Raw genomic sequence first — 16465 nt, forward strand, 5'->3', positions numbered from 1 at the left:
CCCGTGCCCCCGAGCGGGAATTTACCGGCGGGGGCGTACGTTAGGATGTGAGTATATTAGTAACTGTTGACTGACGTGTCACCCGTGGGTAACATCCATCCGCAATTGCAAGACGCCCAGCTGCCGCAACACGCCGGAGGACACCCGCAGCGGCACCAGTTCGGTCGCTTTCCCCCTGACCAGGGAAAGAACGGTGCCGCTAACCCTCACCCTGGTAAAGGATAAGGGCCGGTCCGTGACCACCGGCGACTTGGCGTCCGACGCGCGGTACCCGGCACCACGGCAACCACAACGACCGCCGGGCCCGTCGTCGATGATCTGGGCTGACCCGTCGTAGCAGACCCTGGCCACCGGCCGGTGCGGGCCGTCGCTCGCCTGCCGCGCCGCGGCGGGCGTCCCCGAATTGAATGATCCGATCAGGAGAGACAGCGCAATGGCGATCGATAAACACAGCACACCGATGCTGGACCAGTTGGAAACCGGGCCCTGGCCGAGTTTCATTTCCGGCATCAAGCGTCTGCGTGATCAGCATCCCGATCCGCGGATCAACAACATGTCCAACAGCCTGCTGGGCCAGTTGGAGCATTCCTATGAAACCCGCAAGGGTTACTGGAAGGGCGGTACCGTCTCGGTGTTGGGCTACGGCGGCGGCATCATTCCACGCTTCTCGGAGGTGGCCCGGGCCTTCCCGGAGTCGAAGGAATTCCACACCCTGCGCGTTCAACCCCCGGCCGGTAACCATTATACGACCGCCATGCTGCGGCAACTGGCCGATAGTTGGGAGAAATACGGTTCCGGCCTGATCACCTTCCATGGTCAGACCGGCAACATCATGTTCATCGGTGCCGATACCCAGAATACCCAGCCGTTTTTCGATGAGATCAACGCCTACGGGTGGGACCTGGGCGGGGCTGGTCCCTGCGTGCGTACCGCCATGTCCTGCGTCGGCGCAGCCCGCTGCGAGATGTCCTGCACCAACGAGCTGAAGGCCCATCGGACCCTGGTCAACCGCTTCGTCGATGACGTGCATCGCCCGGCGCTGCCCTACAAGTTCAAGTTCAAGGTCTCGGGCTGTGCCAACGACTGCCAGAACGCCATCGAGCGCTCGGACTTCGCCGTCCTGGGCACCTGGCGCGACGACATGAAGGTCGACCAGGCCGAGGTCCAGAGCTACGTCGCGGAGAAGGGGCGGCAGTCTGTGCTCGACAACGTCATCAGCCGCTGCCCGACCCAGGCCTTGGTCCTGAATGACGACGCCACCCTGAAGGTCGACAACCGCAACTGCGTGCGCTGCATGCATTGTCTGAACGTGATGCCCAAGGCCCTGCACCCCGGCGACGACAAGGGTGTGACCATCCTGATCGGCGGCAAGCGCACGCTCAAGATCGGCGACCTGATGGGTACCGTCGTGGTCCCCTTCAAGAAGCTGGAGACCGAGGACGATTATGCCTCGCTGGTCGAACTGGCCGAGACCATCATCGAATTCTGGGCCGAAAACGGGCTGGAGCACGAGCGCTGCGGCGAGATGATCGAGCGCATCGGGCTCGCGAACTTTCTGGAGGGCATCGGGATCGCGCCTGACCCGAACATGCTGAGCCATCCCCGCCAGTCCTCCTACATCCGGATGGATGAGTGGGACGCGGCAGCGCAGGCCTGGTACCAGGGTCAGGCCGCGGCCGGACGCTGATTTACGATAACTACCGGACCCGTCGCCCGCCGCCGTGGGTGCGGGTCCCTGAATGATTAGCTGATCGACTGGAGGACAGGCAATGGCAGACACGCGCGAGCCGATTGAATCCGGCTGCCCGGACCCCTGGCAGTACATGCATCCCGTGATGCGCAAGAATTTCGGTCAGTGGAAATACCACGAGCACCCGCGCCCCGGCGTGCTGCGCCATGTCGCCTATAGCGGCGACGAGATCTGGACCGTCAAGGCCGGCACCCAGCGCATCCTGGACCTTTTCACCCTGCGCAAGCTGTGCGACATCGGCGACGAGTTCGCCGATGGCCATGTCCATTTCACCTTGCGCTCGAACATCGAATACCTGGTCGCCGGCCAGGCCAAGGTGGCGCCGCTGATCGCCGCCCTGGAGGCCGCCGGCTTCGTGGTCGGCGGTACCCAGAACTCGGTGGCGATGATCTCCCACACCCAGGGGTGGCTGCACTGCGACATCCCCGGCACCGATGCCTCCGGGGTGGTGAAGTCGATGATGGACGAACTCATCGACGAGTTCCGCAATACCAACATGCCCAACCGGGTGCATATCACCACCTCCTGCTGTCAGATCAATTGCGGCGGGCAGGGCGACATCGCCATCAATGTGCAGCACACCAAGCCGCCGCGGATCAATCACGATCTGGTGGCGAACGTCTGTGAGCGACCCACCGTCGTGGCCCGCTGTCCGGTCGCGGCCATCCGCCCGGCGATGGTCAACGGCAAGCCGTCCCTGGAGGTCGACGAGCGCAAGTGTATCTGCTGCGGGGCCTGTTATCCGCCCTGCCCGCCGATGCAGATCAACGACCCCGAGCACTCCAAGCTCGCGATCTGGGTGGGCGGCAATCATTCCAATGCCCGCGGCAAGCCGAGCTTCCAGAAACTGGTGGCGGCCGGTATCCCCAACAATCCGCCGCGCTGGCCGGAGGCGACCGGCATCGTCAAGCGGATCCTCAAGGCCTACAAGGAGGGGGCGCGCGATTGGGAGCGCATCAACGAGTGGATCGAGCGCATCGGCTGGCCGCGCTTCTTTGAAGAGGTGGACCTGCCGTTCACCAAGTATCACATCGATACCTGGCGTGGCGCCCGTGCGAGCTTCAACAGCTCGTCCTATATCCGCTTCTGATGGTCGAGGCCGCCATGAAGTTCGCACTGCAGATCAATGAAGGACCCTATCAGCACCAGGCTTCGGACACCGCCTACTGGTTCGCCAAGGCGGCGTTGGAGAAGGGGCATGAGGTGTTCCGGGTCTTTTTCTATCATGACGGCGTAAACAACGCCACCCGGCTGACGACGCCCCCCCAGGACGACCGTCATATCGTCAACCGGTGGGCGGCGCTGGCCGAGCAGTACAGCCTGGACCTGGTGGTCTGTGTGGCCGCCGCGCAGCGTCGCGGGATCGTGGACGAGGGGGAGGCGAGTCGCAACGGGAAGGACGCGACGAATCTCCATCCCCGGTTTCGGATCTCCGGCCTGGGTCAACTGGTCGAGGCGGCCATTCAAGCCGACCGTCTCGTCGTCTTCGGCGACTGAAGGGGCTCAAGCGATGTCGGAAATCGTCAAAAAATTCCTGTATCTGAACCGCAAGGCCCCGTACGGAACCATCTACGCCTGGGAGTCCCTGGAGGTGGTCCTGATCGGTGCCGCCTTCGACCAGGTGGTGAGTCTGATGTTCATGGACGACGGCGTCTACCAACTCGTCAAGGGGCAGGACCCGAGCGGGATCGGGATGAAGAACTTCTCCCCGACCTACCGGACCCTGGGTGACTATGAGGTCAAGAACGTCTACGTCGATCACGACTCGCTCGCGGCGCGCGGACTCAGCGCCGACGACCTGGTGCGGATCGCCTGGGAGGATGTCGACACCGAGGAAGAGGTGGAGAACATCGTCACGGTGATCGACCGGGCCCGCGGTTGCGAGCTGATGGCAGAGGCCGACGTGGTCTTCAGTTTCTAAGAGGGTCTCATGAGCATCCTGCACACCGTCAACAAATCACCCTTCGAGCGGACATCACTGGATTCTTGCTTGAAATTCGCGGCACCGGGTGCCGCCGTGCTGCTGATCGAGGACGGCGTCTACGCGGCGCTGTGCGACACCAGCGCCGCGGCCCTGGTCAAGGACGCCCTCAAAACGGTTAAGATCTACGTGCTGGGTCCTGATCTCAAGGCCCGGGGCTTCGCCGAAGGGCGCCTGATCCCCGGGATCGGCGTCGTGGATTATGTCGGCTTCGTGGACCTTGCCGCCGCCAGCGCGAAGGTTCAGGCCTGGCTGTAGTTTCGTTCAACTTATTTAACGCTCTGGAGAATCGCAATGGCTGACATGATCGATGTCGACGGCAAACAACTGGCCGTCGATGAAGAGGGCTATCTGGCCAATCTGAACGAGTGGGTGCCCGGCGTCGCCACGGTGATGTCCAAACAGGACAACCTGGAACTCACCGAGGAGCACTGGGACATCATCAATTTCCTGCGCGAATATTACGAGGAATATCAGATCGCCCCGGCCGTTCGTGTGCTCACCAAGGCGGTGGGTAAGAAGCTCGGTAAGGACAAGGGCAACAGCAAGTATCTCTACAGCCTGTTCCCCTACGGGCCCGCCAAGCAGGCGTGCCGCTTCGCCGGACTGCCGAAGCCGACCGGCTGCGTCTGACCGCCGCCCACCGCGGGAGGGGGCGGCGACGCCCGTGGTCCTCCCCCGGTCCCCGACAGGTGCCACTGAGGTAGCGGAAACATGCCGTTTCTGACGGGTCTATACGCCTTCCTGTTTTATTTTGCCGCCCTGGTCCTGGTCTTCGGGCTGACCTACAAGGTGGTCCAGTACAGCCGCACCCCGGCGCCGCTGAAGATCCCGACCACCCCGGCGCCGACGACCGGCACCGGCGTGGTGTTGCGGATGACGCGCGAGGTGGTGTTGTTCGAGAGCCTGTTTCGCGGCAACAAGTGGACCTGGATCTTCGGCTGGCTGTTTCATTTCGGGCTCTTCCTCGTCACCTTGCGCCATTTGCGTTATTTCTTCAACCCGGTGCCGGCGGTCATCGAGTTTATTCAGCCGTTCGGGATTTACGCGGGCTTTGCCATGGTCGTCGGGCTCGTCGGCCTGTGGGCGCGGCGCTTTCTGGTGGATCGGGTGCGCTACATTTCCAGGCCCGCGGATCACCTGATGCTCGCGCTGTTGCTCCTGATCGCGGCGAGCGGACTCCTGATGAGTTTCTTGCTCCATACCGACATCGTGTCGGTCAAGACCTTCTTTCTTGGCCTCTACCATTTCGATCTGCGGCCCCTGCCCGCCGATCCCGTACTGCTCCTGCATCTGGCCATGGTGGCGGTCCTGATGATCATTTTTCCTTACAGCAAGCTGTTGCACGCCCCCGGGCTCTTCTTCAGTCCGACGCGCAATCAGGTGGACGACCCGCGGGAACGCCGGCTGCTGGCCCCCTGGGCGTCGCGCCTGGAACGGCCGTGACCCGCGCACGGTACTTGAGTCCAGGTTGAGACGTCCGCACCCGAGGTTGAACCATGGCTAAGGCCACCTTTGAAGTCCCCGTGCTGAGCCAGTATCCGGACGTCCCCGCCGTCACGCCGGGCACCATGGCCGGCAGTGCCCCCTTTCTGTCCAAGCCGGACTTCCAGGCCCCCCTGGGATTTCCCGGAGAACTGGTCGAGAACTGGCAGGAGCGGGCGATCGAGAAGATGGGGGAACTCCTCACCCGGTATCGCTCGCTGCGGGTCTATCTGGATGCGTGCGTCAAGTGCGGCGCCTGCACCGACAAGTGCCACTATTTCCTGGGCACCAAGGACCCGAAGAACATGCCGGTTGGGCGCCAGGACCTGATGCGTAAGGTCTATCGCCGGTATTTCACCCCGGCTGGCCGCCTGTTTCCCAACCTGGTGGGGGCGCAGGACCTGACCCGCGAGGTCCTCGACGAATGGTACAGCTATTTCCATCAATGCTCGCAGTGTCGCCGCTGCTCGGTCTTCTGCCCCTATGGCATCGATACCGCCGAGATCTCCATGGCGGCGCGGGAGATCATGGACTGCATCGGTGTCGGCCAGAAATACTGCAATGAGATCATCGGCAAGGTCTATAAGGTCGGCAATAATCTGGGGTTGCCCGGTCCGGCCCTCATCGATACGCTGGAGGGGCTCGAGGAGGATGTCTTCGACGACACCGGGGTGCATGTGCGCTATCCCATCGATCAGGTGGGCGCCGAGATCCTGATGGTGACGCCCTCGGCGGACTTTTTCGCCGAGCCGCACGTCGACGGCCTCATCGGGTATGGCAAGGTCTTCCACGAGGCGGGGGTGTCCTGGACCTTCAGTTCTTATGCCTCCGAGGCCGCCAACTTCGGCATGTTCATCGGTTCCTACGAGAATATGCGCCGGATCAGTCAGCGGATCCGTGAGGAGGCGATCCGGCTCAAGGTCAAGCGCATCGTTTTCGGTGAGTGCGGCCATGCCTGGCGCGTCGGCTACAGTTTCCTGAACACGCTCGCCGGTCCCTGGGACTTTCTGGACCCCCGTTATCCGGTGCCCCAACACATTTGCGAATTCACCCATGACCTGATCCTGCAGGGGCGCTTGACGTTCGATAAAGGTCAGAACGACGACAAGGTCCTCACCTACCACGACTCCTGCAACGTGGCGCGGGCCTCACGGATGGGTGACACCCCCGGCGGTCAGTTCGAGATCCCGCGTGCCATCATCCGCGCCACCTGCAATCACTTCTACGACATGGATGAGGAAACCATCCGCGACCGGACCTTCTGTTGCGGCGGCGGCGGCGGGCTGCTCACCGATGACCTGATCGAACTGCGGGTGAAGGGTGCCAAGCCCCGGATGGAGGCCCTGAACAACGTCATGCAGGAGAAGGGCGTCACGCACATGGCCGCCATCTGCGCCATCTGCAAGAGCCAGTTCACCAAGGTGCTGCCCTTCTATGGCATGGAGATGGACCAGATCGTGAGTCTCCACCAACTGGTGTCCAACGCCATCGTGCTGACCCCCGGGGCAGACGATGGAGATGAGGATGAAGATGACGACGACGCGACCGATTCAGCACCGACGCCGGGTGATGAGGACGAGGATGCGGCGGACTGAGCCCGGCCCGCAGCTTGACACCCGGGCCGGCCGCGGCGCGCCGACCCGGGCTTCGCAGTGATAAGAACCCTCAGGGTTTAACTGGTTAGGAGAGACATTCGATGGTGACCCCCGGCAACGAGACGAAGACCAAGCCCTCCTGGCGCCGCTACGTGGACGGCCAGCAGGAATGGGAATCCTGGACCGACAAGATCTTTGCCCAGGACAGTTCCCATAAGTGTCCGACCTATGTCCACAAGACGCCGCCCTGCCAGGGCAGTTGCCCCTCGGGCGAGGACATCCGCGGCTGGCTCGCCATCGTGCGGCAGCAGGAGAAGCCGCCGGCCGGTGTGTCCTGGGAGGAATATGCCTTCCAGCGCGCGAGCGACGCGAATCCCTTTCCCGCCCTGATGGGCCGGGTCTGTCCGGCCCCCTGTCAGGTGGGCTGTAATCGTAACGAGTTGGAGGACTTCGTCGGGATCAACGCGGTGGAGCAGTTCTTGGGCGATACCGCCATCGCCAACGGCTACGCCTTTGCCCCGGCCCCGGCCTTGAGCGGCAAGCGCGTCGCCATCATCGGCGGCGGACCGGCGGGCCTGGCGGGGGCCTACCAACTCCGCCGCATGGGTCACGCCTGCACGATTTTTGAGGCGAACGAGGGACTGGGCGGGATGTTCCGCTACGGTATCCCCGGCTACCGCGTCCCGCGCGACACGCTCGACGCGGAGATCCAGCGGATTCTCGACCTGGGCGAGATCGAGGTGCGGTTCAAGACCAGGGTGGGGCTGGACGTCCAACTATCAGACCTGGAACAGGACTTCGATGCTGTCCTGTGGGCGATCGGCTGCCAGAGTGGACGCGGACTGCCGGTGCCCGGCTGGGCCGGCACCCCCAACTGTGTCTCCGGCGTGGCCTTCCTCAAGGCTTTCAACGAGGGCCGGATGAAGGTAACCGCCGAGCGGGTGGTCTGCGTCGGCGGTGGCGACACTTCCATCGATGTGGTGTCGGTGGCGCGCCGCCTGGGCCATAGCACCAAGACCGGGCCGGGCGCCCTGCCGGAGGCGGTGGTGCGCGACGGCTATGTGGCCCACGATTCGGCCCTGGCCGCAGCGGCCGAGGGCGCCCACGTCACCCTGACCTCGCTCTTCACGCGGGAGGCGATGACCGCCTCCGAGCACGAGGTGCACGACGCCACCTATGAGGGCGTCACCATCCTCGATGGCGTCATGCCCTTGGAGGTGTTGCTGGGGGCCGACGGCCGGGCCACCGGGCTGAAAGTCGCCGACTGCCGGATGACCGACGGGCGTCCGGTGCAGGTGGAGGGGACCGAACGGGTCCTCCTGGCGGACCTGATCGTGTCCGCCATCGGCCAGGGCGGGGACCTGACCGGGCTCGCGGCACTGGACAACGGCCGCGGGTTCATCAACGCCGACAAGCTCTTCCAAGTGCCGAACCGGCCTGGTCACTTCGTTGCCGGCGATATCATCCGCCCGCACCTGCTGACCACCGCCATCGGTGCGGCCTGGGTCGCGGCCGACTCCATCGATGCCTATCTGCGCCGCGTCGAGCAGCGTCGCCGGCCCAAGGTCGATGTCCATCACTTCAATCTGCTGGAAAAACTCATCGAGGCCGACTTGGCCCCGACGCCGTTCAAGGTGCAGGACCAGGGCGATCTGCGCGGTAGCTGCGACGGCAGCTATGCGATCCACAACTATGAGGACCGCGCCGGCGCCGAGGTGATTGGGCAAGACGAGTTGTTCCTTGCCCACTTCAACTATCACCCGCGTCACCTGCGCCAGGAGGAGGTGCCGAGCGCCGAGGCGGTACTGGGTCACTTCAAGGAGCGGGTGATCGGGCTCACGGCGGCGGAGGCGATCGACGAGGCCAAGCGCTGCATGTCCTGCGGCATGTGCTTCGAGTGCGACAACTGCGTGATCTTCTGCCCGCAAGGTGCCGTCTACCGGGTGGACAAGGGCAGCCGTACCACCGGCCGCTATGTGGCGACCGACTATGCCAAGTGTATCGGCTGCCACATCTGCGCGGATGTCTGCCCTACCGGCTATATCAAGATGGGCCTGGGTGAGTGAATGTCCGTCGCACTGCGTCCGGGAGGCGTCGATGGCTAGAACCTTGATCAGCGCGGTTCTCGCGGCCCTGGCCCTGGTCGGGGCCCTGGCCGCCCAGGTGGTCCTGGCGGGCGATGCGCAGGGTTATGTGAAGGCCGGCTCACGGGCCGCCGCGCATGGCGCCTGCGTGGAGCCCACGCAATACATGCGTCGCCACCATATGGATCTCATCCAGCACCAGCGTGACGCCACGGTCTATCAGGGCATCCGCGGGACCCGGCACAGCCTCGCCGGTTGTATCGACTGCCATGTGGGCCCCGGGTCCGACGGTCATCCGGTGGCCGTGAACGCGGAACATCAGTTCTGTCGTTCCTGCCACGAATTCGCCGCCGTGAAGGTCAACTGTTTCGATTGTCACGACGGGGTGCCCAAGGGTGGCCCGTTGAGCGAATCGGCCCAGTCGGCCCTGGACGCGGCGACGCAACAAGGGCGCGGGCGGGGTAACGCCGACGGGTCGGTCCGCAGCGCCCGCGAAGGGCAGGGTCAGTGATGATGAAACACCCACCAGAGGGCATCGATCAGGGGCGTCGTGCGTTGCTCGGCGTCGCCGTCGGGGTGACGACCGCGGTCGTGGCGCCCGGGCTCGTCCTGCACGCCGCCGCGCTCCCCAGTGCCGCGCCCCCCGGCGCGCAGCGCTCCGGGCCGGTCACCGACCGCGTGCGGTGGGGCTTGCTGATCGACACCAGCAAGTGCGCCGAGGGTTGTCGCGCCTGCGTGGATGCCTGCGATCGGGAAAACGGGCTCGATCTCCAGACGCGGCCCGCGGGCCAATCAGGGCGCGCCTGGGCCGACCAGAAGGCGGTGTGGATTCGCAAGGTCAAGCTGGCGGACGACCTGACCGGGCGGGTGACCAACCTGCCCATGATGTGCCAGCACTGCGAACACCCGCCCTGCGTGGACGTCTGTCCGACCGGGGCCTCCTTCAAGCGTGCGGACGGGATCGTGCTGGTGGATCGGCATACCTGCATCGGCTGCCGCTACTGCATGATGGCCTGCCCCTACCAGGCGCGCAGCTTCATCCATGAGGTGACGCACGATCAACTGACCAGGGTCCCGCGCGGCAAGGGGTGTGTGGAGAGCTGTAACCTCTGTGTCAGCCGCCGCGACCAGGGGGCGCCATCCACCGCCTGTGCGGATGCCTGTGCCGACGCCGGTCATCACGCCATCGTCTTCGGCGATCTGAAGGACCCGCGGAGCGCCATCAGCCAGGCGCTCACGGGGCTGCCGAATCGCCAGCTCCGCGAGGACCTGGAGCTCAATACCGGTGTGCGTTATGCGGGCGTTTAGGAGCGGTTCACAAATAGGTTAAACAATTCCATTAGGGATTGCCTATAGCGCCACCCTCGTTGTCGTTGTCGTTGTCGTTGTCGTAATCGAGGTTATCCTAGCGCCCCGGATTCTCTCGTACCCCAAAGTGCATCGCTTATCCGATTACGACAACGACAACGACAACGACGATTCTGTTTCACTGGTTCTTGACTCGTTACTTGGCCCACGGGGGGATTGAAGGCATGAAGCGAATCGTCTATCGCGAGTGGCGTATCCCGCCGGCCCGCTACTGGGGCATCCTGGGCATCCTGGCGGCGGTCGTCGGGCTCGGTGGTCTGGCAGCGCTCTACCTGGAGCACGAGGGGCACTGGGTCACGGGGATGAGCAACAGCGTGGTGTGGGGTGTTCCCCATGTGTTTGCCGTGTTTCTGATCCTCGCCGCCTCCGGGGCCATTAACGTCGCCTCGGTCGGGACCGTCTTCAACAAGGGCGCCTATCTGCCCCTGGGGCGCCTGTCCGGACTGCTCGCGGTCGCGCTCCTGATCGGCGGGCTCCTGATCCTGGTGCTCGACCTGGGACGCCCGGATCGACTCCTGGTGGCCATGACCCACTACAACTTCCGCTCGATCTTCGCGTGGAATATCTATCTCTATACGGGCTTCGTCGTGCTGGTCATCGCCTATCTGTGGAGTATGGCCGACCGGATGGGCGCGCCCTTCAAGCAGTCGATCGGGGTGCTGGCCTTCGTGTGGCGGCTGGCGCTCACCACCGCGACCGGCTCCATCTTCGGTTTCCTGGTGGCCCGACAGGCCTTCGATACCGCCTTTCTGGCGCCGATGTTCGTCATCATGTCGCTCGCCTACGGGCTCGCCATCTTCCTGCTGGTGCTGATCTTCAGTTGCGCGCAAGACGCGCGGCCCATCGGCGACCTGCTGCTGCAGCGACTCAAGAACCTGCTTGGCGTCTTCGTCGCGGCGGTGTTGTATTTCACCCTGGTCTATTACCTGACCAAGCTCTATGGCGCCAAGAACTATGACCTGGTCGGCTGGGTGCTCTTGCGCGGTGGGATCTACTCCTTTACGGCCTGGGTCGGCTGGGTCCTGCTCGGTACCCTGGTGCCGCTGGGGATCATCTGGCACCCGGTGCTGGGGCGGGATCGCCGCTGGATCGTCGCGGCCTGCGCGCTGGTGATCCTGGGCGGATTCGCGGCCCTGTATGTGATCCTCATCGGCAGCCAGGTCTACCCGTTGCAGATATTCCCGGGTCATACCGTCGTCGCGTCCGGGGTCGTCGATGGCCTCAGGGCCGGGGTCGCGCATTATCACCCGAGTGTCCCGGAGGTCCTGCTCGGCCTGGGCGGGGTGGCGGTGGCCCTGGTCATCACGGCTGTGGGCGTGCGGGTGCTCCAGTTCCTGCCCGAATCGCTGGCGGACCCCGAGGCGTCCGCGCCGGTCGGGTCCGGTGCATTGAGGCGCTTCTCAATCGATGAGATATCGCCCGGTTAGCCCCGGCCGATGGCCCATCTCTATATCTCCGCCGCCCACCGGTCCTCGGGTAAGACCACCGTTTCCATCGGACTCTGTCGCGCCTTTCGCGACCGTGGGCTGCGCGTGCAGCCGTTCAAGAAGGGGCCGGACTTCATCGACCCCCTGTGGTTGGGTCTGGCGGCGGGGCGGCCCTGCTGCAATCTCGACTTCCATACCATGGGGCGCGGTGAGATCAGCGCCGCCTTTGCCGGGGAGAGCGCGGGCTGCGACCTGGGGTTGATCGAGGGCAACGTCGGGCTCTATGACAGCACCGACCTGCTCGGTGCCAACAGCAATGCCGCGCTGGCCAAGCAGTTGGGTGCCCCGGTCGTGCTGGTCATCGACTGCCATGGGATGGCCCGCGGGATCGCACCCCTGCTGCTCGGCTATCGCGCCTTCGATCCGGACCTGCATCTGGGCGGGGTGGTACTGAACAAGGTGGCGAGCAGCCGTCACGCCGGTAACCTGATCCGGGCCCTGGAGCATTACACGGACCTGCCGGTGCTGGGCGTCCTGCCGCGTGACGAGTCCCTGACCATCGCCGAGCGCCATTTGGGCCTGATGCCGAGCAACGAGTCCGCGCAGGCCGAAGTCTGGATCGAGCGTATCCACCGCCGGGTGGCGGACGCGCTGGATCTGGACCGCCTCCTCGCGCTGGCCGAGGGGGCGCCGCCGCCCCAGGCATCAGCCGCATCGCGCTACCCCGCGGCACCTCCTCCAAGCGGGGCGCCGGTGCGCATCGGCATCGCCCGGGACGCGGCCTTCGGCTTCTATTACCCGGACGACCTGCGCGCCTTGGCCGCGGGCGGGGCGGAACTGGTGGCCTTCAGCCCGGTGGATGACCCCGAACCGCCCGCCGTCGATGCACTCTTCCTGGGCGGCGGCTTTCCGGAGTATCGGATGACGGAACTGGAGGCCAACCGTACCATGCGCGAGGGGATCGCTGACCTCATCGCACGGGGTGCCCCGGTCTACGCCGAGTGCGGGGGCCTCATGTATCTGTGCCGGGGCCTGCGGTGGGGCGAGGAGCGGCGCGCCATGGTCGGCGCACTGGCGGCCGAGGTGCAGATGCAGGTAAGGCCCCAGGGCCGGGGCTATGTGAGTCTGCGCGAGACGGCCGCCTTTCCGTGGCCTGCGTCGGCGCCGGGTGCCGCACCCCGCGAGGTCCAAGCCCACGAGTTTCACCACTCCGCCGTGGTTGCGCCCGATCCGGACTGGACCTACGCTTATGAAGTCCTGCGCGGCGTCGGCATCGACGGGCGCCGCGACGGGGTCGTGCAGGGCAATCTGCTTGCAAGCTACGCCCACCTGCGCGACGTGGGTGGACTGAACTGGACGGGGCGCTTTCTTGCCCATGTGCGCCGGTGTTTGGGCGCTTGATCCCGGTTCCGGCCTTACCAGGAGAAGGATTCGTCCGCAAATGAACGCAAATGAACGCAAATAAGAAATAGAGGTGCGGACATGTTCACACTGACCGTAGCGGCGGCGGCGCAGGTCCAGGTGGCTGCGCAGCAGGGCGGGGCCGAGGGCCTGGCGTTGCGCCTGGCGGCCCAGCGGCAGCCCGACGGGACCTTCGATTACCGGATCGGGTTCGATGAGGCGACCGAGGACGACATCCGCATCAAGTGCGGAGGGATCGAGGTCGTGATGACCCCGGAGCAGGTGCCGCTGCTCAATCAGGCGACCATGGACTATGTCGAACTCGCGCCGGGACAGTTCCATTTCATCTTCCTCAACCCCCAAGACCCCGGCTACCAGCCGCCGACCGAGGACTGAGGCGAGCGCTCGCCGGTACCGCTCTCGCGACATTGCTCCAGTCCCGTAGGACTGGGTAGAGCGCAGCGAAACCCATCGTTTGCGTTTGCCCAATCTCGCCAGCGGTGTCACGCGCTCTGCGCCGTACGGGCCAGCGGCCGGAATTATGATCAAGACCCCCTTGACGGCCCCGCGTCGCAAGGTATCCTGATCCTCAGGACGGTCGTCCGTAGCGCGCTTCGGATGGCGCGCGCGGTTGCTCTAAAAAAATAACTACTGGGAAAATAACACCTTGCTGTCGACATGGCACGGCGTCACCCCGTTCGGGGCCCTACGCGCAGCGACCGTGCGGACACTCGCCCGGGACGGGAGCTACGCAGATGGTTTACGACTTCCTGCAGGGTCAATGGCGCGACTACAAGCGTCGGCTGCACCGCGTCTGTGTCGTCACCCACGCCCAGGTCTTGCTGGATGCGATCTGCGATGGCTGCGTCGGCCGCGATCCGGCGCACCTGGCGGCATCAGTCGAGACCTGGATCACCCGTCATGTAGGGCTGGACCTGGAGGGGCGCATCCGCGCCGCGCGGCTCGGTGAGGATGGCCCGGGGGCGGATTCGTGTTGGGCGCAGTGCCTGCGCCTCTTCCACAGCCCGCCGCGGCTGGCCGGGCAGCTCGCGCGCAGCCTCGCTGCGCTCTGCGCCGCCTGGGGCCAGGGTGAGGACGCGCGGGCCCGGGCGATCCTCTGGCAGACCCTGTCGCACTATTTCTACGAGGCGCGATTCGAGATCGACGGCCCCACCGGGCAGCACCGGTTGCGTAACTGGGTGCGCATCCAGCGCCTGCTCGCCCGGGTGCGCCGCGACCTGGAGCGGGCGGCGGTCGATCTGACGGGCCCCGAGCGCGTCTGGACCTTGCGGCGGCTGGAGGACCCCGCGTGGCTCGCGGCCGCCGTCCTCTCGCAGTCGCAGCGTCCAGGTGCCGGTCCCGCGCTCGACGACATCGCCACGGTCGATGGCGTGCTCGCTTATCTTTATGCCTTCCTACCCCACCTGGATATAGGAGAGATGCAGGATGATCCGGCCTGGCCGCGCAACTGCCGGGCGATCTGGGTACTACCATCGACTATTACATCGATCACCCGGACAGCCCCGCGGGACTGACACCAGCCGAGCGGGCCGCCCTGATCCTGGAGTACCGGGTTGAGGTGCCGCCCATGTCCGACCGCGCCTTTCAGGAGCGCTATGGTCATACCCGCCAGACCCATCGCAACCGCGTCGCCGCCGGGGTTCGCAAGATTGCCCCCTGGGTGCGCCGCGATCTGGAGTCCTGAGGTAGTACAGCATGAACAAGGGCCGACTGATCCAAGACGTCCTCAATGCCATTGCGGCGGCGGACCCCGACGACACCCAGCGGCTTGACGACGAGCACCTTGGCGCGGTGCTGCACGCTCGAGCGCCCTTGACGCCGCCGCAGCGGCGTCTGTTGGCCCGCTCGGCCGTCACGCGTGACCGCCTGGCGTGGCTGCGCCACCGCGAGCGGGCGCGCTCACTGGCCGCCTGGCAGGTGCAGGGGTTGGGCCCCCAGCCGCTCCAGTTGCTGGCGGCGGCGGACGAGACCCCCGCGGTCGGCCCCCTGCACCTGGTGGGGGAGCACTACAGCATCGCCTTGATCCCGGCCGACCTGGATGGCCGGGCCTGGCGCATTACCGTGGCGGTCGCGCCGGCGCTCATCGTCACGACCCCCGGCGGCTTCCAACTGGTCGATAGCGAGGGCCTGGTCTGGCTGGCCGGACACCCGGATGCCTACGGCGAACTGGTGGGCTTTTGGCAACGCGCCGAACCCCTGTGGCAACGGGTCCATCGCGTCCGTCTGGAACTGGTCCCGCAGTGACCAGAGAGCCAGGACCCCGCCATGCCTTGGTCCATTTCCCGCTGGCCGGTGACCGCGAGCACGGCCTGGCGGCGGTGCGCGTCATCGATTGGGGTCAGCCGGGGTATTACACGCGGATGACCCTGGCCGGGCCCACGGCCCATGAACTGCGCAAGGACGAGGAGATCGAGGCCGCCATCCGGACCGAACGCCTGTGCGGCGGCTGTCGGCCGGCGGTTCCCGACGGCCAGCTCATGGTCGAACTGGTGGTGGCCGAGGGGGCCCAGGTCTGCGGCGCGAGTTACACCCTGGCGCTCGTGCTCGCGGACAAGCTGGCCCGCGGCTGCCTCCCCCGGCTCGCGGGCCGCAACCTGATCGCCAGTGGCCAGGTCAAGCGTGACGGCGCGGTCGTCCCGGTCGGGCGGATGGCCGAGAAGCTCGCGGCGTTGGCGCACGCGCTGGCACAGCGACCCCAGGCGGCGGCGCTGCTGGTCCTGGCGCGGGAGCATCTGGCGGCCCTGACCAGTGAGGAGCAGCGCCTGCTGCAGGGCTTGATCGCGTCAGGTCTCCAGTGTGTGGGGGTGGCGACCCTGGCGGAGATGGGGTCGGGCTGGCCCCCGGAGGCGCATTCCGAGCCGGGACCAAACCTGTTCCCGTCGCCCTGGCGCGGCTGGTTGCGCAAGCGGCGCGGGGCGGTTACCGGCGCACTGGACTGGAGCAAACCCGTGCTGCGCCCCGGTTGGCGCAAGCCCCGGCTGGCGGCCGCCTTGATGACGCTCCTGCTCGGCGGCCTGCTGATCCTCTATTCCATGCTGTCGGGACCTTGCTCGCGCCTGTCCGCGGACCCCGCCGTCATCGAGCGCTGCTGGGGGTCGCTGCCGGTGACCTTTGGGGCCGACTGCGGCGTGGCACACCGCAACGGTGATCGCTCCCCGCGCCACTGTCCGAGCGGCACCTGTCTCGCCGCGGCCGATGCGTTTTCGCTCGAAGTCATCGCGCCGAGCAAAGCTCGGCGTCTCTTGCCGGGTGAAAGTCCCGGTCGGGTAAGGGTTAGCCGCCCGCCCGTATCGAGTGTTGGTCCCGTTGCGGAGTAGGGTAACCTGCGAACAACAGACGGGGCAAGCGTACAC

At 65.6% G+C, this 16465-nt stretch carries 18 protein-coding genes; 17 read left to right on the forward strand and 1 reads right to left on the reverse strand.

Annotation, left to right across the window (positions count from 1 at the left end; translation table 11 throughout):
* Positions 1–78: 78 nt before the first annotated feature.
* The gene (locus QZY48_RS24045) at positions 79–501 is read right to left on the reverse strand and encodes a hypothetical protein (protein WP_295435866.1); all 423 of its coding nucleotides are present in this window, start codon (positions 499–501) and stop codon (positions 79–81) included.
* Between QZY48_RS24045 and dsrA the strand changes: the two genes are divergently transcribed.
* The 17 genes from dsrA to QZY48_RS24130 all read left to right on the forward strand — a co-directional run bounded on the left by dsrA (position 434) and on the right by QZY48_RS24130 (position 16429).
* Entirely contained in the window at positions 434–1687 is a 1254-nt protein-coding gene (gene dsrA / locus QZY48_RS24050; RefSeq protein WP_295435836.1) for a dissimilatory-type sulfite reductase subunit alpha, read from the forward strand. The genes QZY48_RS24045 and dsrA overlap by 68 nt on opposite strands.
* An 82-nt stretch (positions 1688–1769) precedes the next feature.
* Positions 1770–2840 (forward strand): dissimilatory-type sulfite reductase subunit beta, encoded by a 1071-nt coding sequence (gene dsrB, locus QZY48_RS24055; protein ID WP_295435838.1) that lies wholly within the window; start codon positions 1770–1772, stop codon positions 2838–2840.
* A 14-nt stretch (positions 2841–2854) separates the two neighbouring features.
* Entirely contained in the window at positions 2855–3247 is a 393-nt protein-coding gene (tusD, locus tag QZY48_RS24060) for a sulfurtransferase complex subunit TusD (protein WP_295435839.1), read from the forward strand.
* A gap of 13 nt (positions 3248–3260) precedes the next feature.
* Positions 3261–3671, forward strand: coding sequence for a sulfurtransferase complex subunit TusC (tusC, locus tag QZY48_RS24065; RefSeq protein ID WP_295435840.1), 411 nt, complete (start codon positions 3261–3263; stop codon positions 3669–3671).
* A gap of 9 nt (positions 3672–3680) precedes the next feature.
* Complete coding sequence (gene tusB / locus QZY48_RS24070) at positions 3681–3989, forward strand: sulfurtransferase complex subunit TusB (RefSeq protein WP_295435842.1); 309 nt, start codon at positions 3681–3683, stop codon at positions 3987–3989.
* Positions 3990–4025: 36 nt separating this feature from the next.
* Positions 4026–4364: a TusE/DsrC/DsvC family sulfur relay protein gene (locus tag QZY48_RS24075; RefSeq protein ID WP_100921135.1), complete on the forward strand. Its 339-nt coding sequence runs from the start codon at positions 4026–4028 to the stop codon at positions 4362–4364.
* 81 nt (positions 4365–4445) lie between these two features.
* Complete coding sequence (locus QZY48_RS24080) at positions 4446–5177, forward strand: respiratory nitrate reductase subunit gamma (RefSeq protein WP_295435845.1); 732 nt, start codon at positions 4446–4448, stop codon at positions 5175–5177.
* Between the two features lie 53 nt (positions 5178–5230).
* Entirely contained in the window at positions 5231–6811 is a 1581-nt protein-coding gene (gene dsrK / locus QZY48_RS24085; protein WP_295435847.1) for a sulfate reduction electron transfer complex DsrMKJOP subunit DsrK, read from the forward strand.
* Between the two features lie 101 nt (positions 6812–6912).
* Positions 6913–8877: an NAD(P)-binding protein gene (locus tag QZY48_RS24090; RefSeq protein WP_295435849.1), complete on the forward strand. Its 1965-nt coding sequence runs from the start codon at positions 6913–6915 to the stop codon at positions 8875–8877.
* A 31-nt stretch (positions 8878–8908) separates the two neighbouring features.
* A complete protein-coding gene (locus tag QZY48_RS24095) occupies positions 8909–9406 on the forward strand; it encodes a sulfur reduction protein DsrJ (protein ID WP_295435850.1) in 498 nt (165 codons plus the stop codon).
* A 2-nt stretch (positions 9407–9408) separates the two neighbouring features.
* Positions 9409–10203 carry a sulfate reduction electron transfer complex DsrMKJOP subunit DsrO gene (gene dsrO / locus QZY48_RS24100; RefSeq protein ID WP_295435852.1) on the forward strand — a complete coding sequence of 265 codons (795 nt, stop codon included), beginning with the start codon at positions 9409–9411 and terminating at the stop codon, positions 10201–10203.
* A 224-nt stretch (positions 10204–10427) separates the two neighbouring features.
* The gene (gene nrfD / locus QZY48_RS24105; RefSeq protein WP_295435854.1) at positions 10428–11690 is read left to right on the forward strand and encodes an NrfD/PsrC family molybdoenzyme membrane anchor subunit; all 1263 of its coding nucleotides are present in this window, start codon (positions 10428–10430) and stop codon (positions 11688–11690) included.
* A 9-nt stretch (positions 11691–11699) separates the two neighbouring features.
* Positions 11700–13091, forward strand: coding sequence for a cobyrinate a,c-diamide synthase (locus QZY48_RS24110; protein WP_295435856.1), 1392 nt, complete (start codon positions 11700–11702; stop codon positions 13089–13091).
* An 81-nt stretch (positions 13092–13172) separates the two neighbouring features.
* Positions 13173–13487 (forward strand): iron-sulfur cluster assembly accessory protein, encoded by a 315-nt coding sequence (locus QZY48_RS24115; RefSeq protein WP_295435857.1) that lies wholly within the window; start codon positions 13173–13175, stop codon positions 13485–13487.
* Positions 13488–13846: 359 nt separating this feature from the next.
* Positions 13847–14626 carry a hypothetical protein gene (locus QZY48_RS24120; RefSeq protein ID WP_295435859.1) on the forward strand — a complete coding sequence of 260 codons (780 nt, stop codon included), beginning with the start codon at positions 13847–13849 and terminating at the stop codon, positions 14624–14626.
* Between the two features lie 181 nt (positions 14627–14807).
* Positions 14808–15356, forward strand: coding sequence for a hypothetical protein (locus QZY48_RS24125; RefSeq protein ID WP_295435862.1), 549 nt, complete (start codon positions 14808–14810; stop codon positions 15354–15356).
* Entirely contained in the window at positions 15353–16429 is a 1077-nt protein-coding gene (locus QZY48_RS24130) for a hypothetical protein (protein WP_295435864.1), read from the forward strand. Before QZY48_RS24125 ends, QZY48_RS24130 begins: the two co-directional genes overlap by 4 nt.
* The last annotated feature ends 36 nt before the right edge of the window (positions 16430–16465 follow it).

It is taken from the genome of uncultured Thiodictyon sp., assembly GCF_903828115.1.
Taxonomy (GTDB): Bacteria; Pseudomonadota; Gammaproteobacteria; order Chromatiales; family Chromatiaceae; genus Thiodictyon.

What these genes read in the sequence shown, in the direction of transcription:
- nrfD (WP_295435854.1), top strand. Translation starts at nt 10,428, where the DNA reads ATGAAGCGAATCGTCTATCGCGAGTGGCGTATCCCGCCGGCCCGCTAC.
- QZY48_RS24080 (WP_295435845.1), top strand. Translation starts at nt 4,446, where the DNA reads ATGCCGTTTCTGACGGGTCTATACGCCTTCCTGTTTTATTTTGCCGCC.
- QZY48_RS24045 (WP_295435866.1), bottom strand. Translation starts at nt 501, where the DNA reads ATGAAACTCGGCCAGGGCCCGGTTTCCAACTGGTCCAGCATCGGTGTG.
- dsrB (WP_295435838.1), top strand. Translation starts at nt 1,770, where the DNA reads ATGGCAGACACGCGCGAGCCGATTGAATCCGGCTGCCCGGACCCCTGG.
- dsrO (WP_295435852.1), top strand. Translation starts at nt 9,409, where the DNA reads ATGAAACACCCACCAGAGGGCATCGATCAGGGGCGTCGTGCGTTGCTC.
- dsrK (WP_295435847.1), top strand. Translation starts at nt 5,231, where the DNA reads ATGGCTAAGGCCACCTTTGAAGTCCCCGTGCTGAGCCAGTATCCGGAC.
- tusB (WP_295435842.1), top strand. Translation starts at nt 3,681, where the DNA reads ATGAGCATCCTGCACACCGTCAACAAATCACCCTTCGAGCGGACATCA.
- QZY48_RS24120 (WP_295435859.1), top strand. Translation starts at nt 13,847, where the DNA reads ATGGTTTACGACTTCCTGCAGGGTCAATGGCGCGACTACAAGCGTCGG.
- QZY48_RS24115 (WP_295435857.1), top strand. Translation starts at nt 13,173, where the DNA reads ATGTTCACACTGACCGTAGCGGCGGCGGCGCAGGTCCAGGTGGCTGCG.
- tusC (WP_295435840.1), top strand. Translation starts at nt 3,261, where the DNA reads ATGTCGGAAATCGTCAAAAAATTCCTGTATCTGAACCGCAAGGCCCCG.
- QZY48_RS24110 (WP_295435856.1), top strand. Translation starts at nt 11,700, where the DNA reads ATGGCCCATCTCTATATCTCCGCCGCCCACCGGTCCTCGGGTAAGACC.
- tusD (WP_295435839.1), top strand. Translation starts at nt 2,855, where the DNA reads ATGAAGTTCGCACTGCAGATCAATGAAGGACCCTATCAGCACCAGGCT.
- QZY48_RS24095 (WP_295435850.1), top strand. Translation starts at nt 8,909, where the DNA reads ATGGCTAGAACCTTGATCAGCGCGGTTCTCGCGGCCCTGGCCCTGGTC.
- dsrA (WP_295435836.1), top strand. Translation starts at nt 434, where the DNA reads ATGGCGATCGATAAACACAGCACACCGATGCTGGACCAGTTGGAAACC.
- QZY48_RS24125 (WP_295435862.1), top strand. Translation starts at nt 14,808, where the DNA reads ATGAACAAGGGCCGACTGATCCAAGACGTCCTCAATGCCATTGCGGCG.
- QZY48_RS24090 (WP_295435849.1), top strand. Translation starts at nt 6,913, where the DNA reads ATGGTGACCCCCGGCAACGAGACGAAGACCAAGCCCTCCTGGCGCCGC.
- QZY48_RS24075 (WP_100921135.1), top strand. Translation starts at nt 4,026, where the DNA reads ATGGCTGACATGATCGATGTCGACGGCAAACAACTGGCCGTCGATGAA.